Below are 2,609 nucleotides of genomic sequence, written 5' to 3' on the forward strand. Positions count from 1 at the left end.
ATTAAGCAAACGCATCAGAGTGTTATTTGTGTGCTACATGATGCCGAGCTAGCGTTAGCAAACTTTGATCGTATTATTGTCATTAGTGATGGCAAAGTAGTACTAGATGACAAAGCGGGCCAATTATCTCTGGCTCATTTATCACAGCATTATGCTTTAGCTGATTCACCAAAGCATGTAGTGGCATAAATATGAATATGTCGATGCTGCTAAACTATTTATCTTCATTCTATCCCCGATTTTATAATGCCTAAAATGATTGCTTACAGTCGTTACTCTTTTGTAGGGCATTGGCAGAAAATCACTCTGTTGCTTTTACTTATGGTCTCCGTGTGTTGGTTTTTTGCCGATACTGAGGTGATTGCACTCGATCCTTGGGCAGAGCTTGGCCGCATGTGGCAAGGCTTCGTGCATCCTGACTTTTTCGCGACAGAGTATTTACTTGATGCGCTGTGGCAAACCATTAGTTTTGCATTGCTTGGGATTACGATTGGGTTGCTATTGGGTTTTCCACTCGCATTGTGGTATCAACATCCTTTGGTTGCGGCAATGTGTGCATTTATCCGTGCTATACATGAGATATTTTGGGCATTGATATTCTTACAGATATTTGGTCTTTCAGCCATTACCGGTATTTTAGCAATAGCGCTTCCTTATGCTGCTACTTTTGCTCGTGTGTTTGCAGATATTTTACAGCAGGCACCAATGCATACCTTATTTTCACTGCCTAAAGGTACCGATAAACTGTCTGCATTTATATATGGTCGATGGATGCACATGTATCCGCAGATTGTCGATTATATTCGTTACCGTTTTGAGTGCGCGCTTCGAAGCAGTGCCGTGTTAGGCTTTATTGGTATGCCAACATTAGGGTTTTATTTAGAATCCGCTTTTCGTCAGGGGCATTATCAGCAAGGTGGTGCACTATTAATCTTATTTGTGTTGTTAATTGGTAGTATACGTTTTTGGGCTAAACCGATAATGCTTTGGCTGTATTTACCGCTTGCAGTGTACTTCTTACCCCCCATTCCTGTTATCGACTCACAACTCATTTGGCGCTTTATCAGTGTCGATGTTTTACCGCCTATGCTTCAAGGGCAACCATTTTTGAGCTGGTTTGACACTGATAAACTGTCGCAGCTTGTTAACTGGAGTTATACATTAATCAGCCAGCAAGTGTTTCCCGGGATGGTCGCGACCTTAGTTCTGGCTTTTTGTGCCTTGGGATTAACCCATGTGCTAACGCTGGTATTATTGCCTTTTAATACTCGTTTGATGATGCCAAAAGTGGTTATTTTAATCATGAGGGCGGTGAATTTAATATTACGTTCATTGCCTGAGTATTTATTGGCTTTTGTGTTTATGATGCTATTAGGGCCGTCGATGTTGCCAGCGATTATCGCGTTAGCGCTGCACAATAGTGGCCTGATGGTCTTTTTAATGTCACGTCAAGCCGACAGTGTTAACGTTCCGCTGACGTATCGACCTCGGATTGATCAGTACAGTTATTTGGTGCTGCCAGCTATATACCCTCATTTTATGGGACTGTTGTTTTATCGATTTGAAGTGATTATCCGTGAAACGGCCATCTTGGGCATGCTTGGGGTAATGACATTAGGCTTTTATGTCGACAGTAATTTCTCTGAAATTCGTTTTAGTGGGGCATTATTGCTGCTGGTGTTCACTGCGGGTTTGAATGTGGTGGTGGATTATTTAGCGCGACGATTATTGCATTACCCTCGCAACCGTTTACAGACTTGCTAAAGTATCTTGGTTTAGAGCGATAGAAGGTAGCGTCATTGCTCAAGCAGGTAACTGTTTGAGCAAAATAGTCAGTTTACTCATCTTTTTATTTACTCGAATTCAATCATGTTTATCACTGAGAGATAATTTGATGAATTATATTATTAGCAATCGTGACTGCAACGGCAATAAAAATAACCCCAACGAGTAGATCTATAATGGTATTGGCCGCGAGCAATTTTTGTTGTACTCGAGGTTTTGATAGGATCAGTGCGAGTAAGCTAAACCACGCCAATGACAACACAAATAATAATACCGTGGCGGCAATTTTTGTTTGGTAATTGACTTGCGGTGTAATTAATACAGAAAATAAAGTAATAAAAAATATGAATGCTTTAGGATTCAGTAGGTTGGTATATAGTCCAATTTTAAATCCCTTTAATGATGATATCAGCGCCGCTTTTGCCACATTTTGCTGCATTGATGGCGTGTCTGAATTACGGCGTTTGCTGATAATACTGGTGATCGCTGATTTGAGCGCCCCATATCCCATCCATGCTAAATAGCTACTGCCAATCAGTTGCACGGCCATAAAGGTAATATGAGACTGTTGGATCATCACACTGATGCCCATTAACGACAAAAAAGTGTGAATTAAGATAGCGACAGTAATGCCTAAGGCGCAATAAAGCGAAGTTAAGCGTGTTTGCTGCGTAGCCATTTTAACGATAATGGCAAAGTCAGGTCCTGGGCTCATTAATGCCACAATGTGAATAACCGCTAAACCCGCCAATAAAGTCATGTCCATATATATTCCGTTTTTTATAAATTCAAGCTGGTGAGATTTTGTTGATATCTATTTGTTC

The 2,609-nt window shown here is 40.9% G+C and carries 2 protein-coding genes and 1 pseudogene; 2 read left to right on the forward strand and 1 reads right to left on the reverse strand.

Annotated features, from left to right (window positions below; all coding sequences use genetic code 11):
* Both CXF78_RS19870 and CXF78_RS19875 read left to right on the forward strand, forming a co-directional pair.
* Positions 1-189 (forward strand): annotated as a pseudogene (locus CXF78_RS19870) (phosphonate ABC transporter ATP-binding protein); the annotation flags it as partial.
* Between the two features lie 57 nt (positions 190-246).
* A complete protein-coding gene (locus CXF78_RS19875; protein WP_102037730.1) occupies positions 247-1,764 on the forward strand; it encodes a PhnE/PtxC family ABC transporter permease in 1,518 nt (505 codons plus the stop codon).
* 112 nt (positions 1,765-1,876) lie between these two features.
* Here CXF78_RS19875 and CXF78_RS19880 read toward each other — a convergent pair whose 3' ends face one another.
* Complete coding sequence (locus CXF78_RS19880) at positions 1,877-2,551, reverse strand: LysE family translocator (protein WP_102037731.1); 675 nt, start codon at positions 2,549-2,551, stop codon at positions 1,877-1,879.
* Between the last annotated feature and the right edge of the window lie 58 nt (positions 2,552-2,609).

The sequence above is a fragment of the Shewanella sp. 11B5 genome (genome assembly GCF_002836795.1).
GTDB classification, from domain to species: Bacteria; Pseudomonadota; Gammaproteobacteria; order Enterobacterales; family Shewanellaceae; genus Shewanella; species Shewanella frigidimarina.

Excerpts from the sequence above, each read along its gene's own strand:
- CXF78_RS19875 (WP_102037730.1), top strand. The coding sequence starts at position 247 with ATGCCTAAAATGATTGCTTACAGTCGTTACTCTTTTGTAGGGCATTGG.
- CXF78_RS19880 (WP_102037731.1), bottom strand. The coding sequence starts at position 2,551 with ATGGACATGACTTTATTGGCGGGTTTAGCGGTTATTCACATTGTGGCA.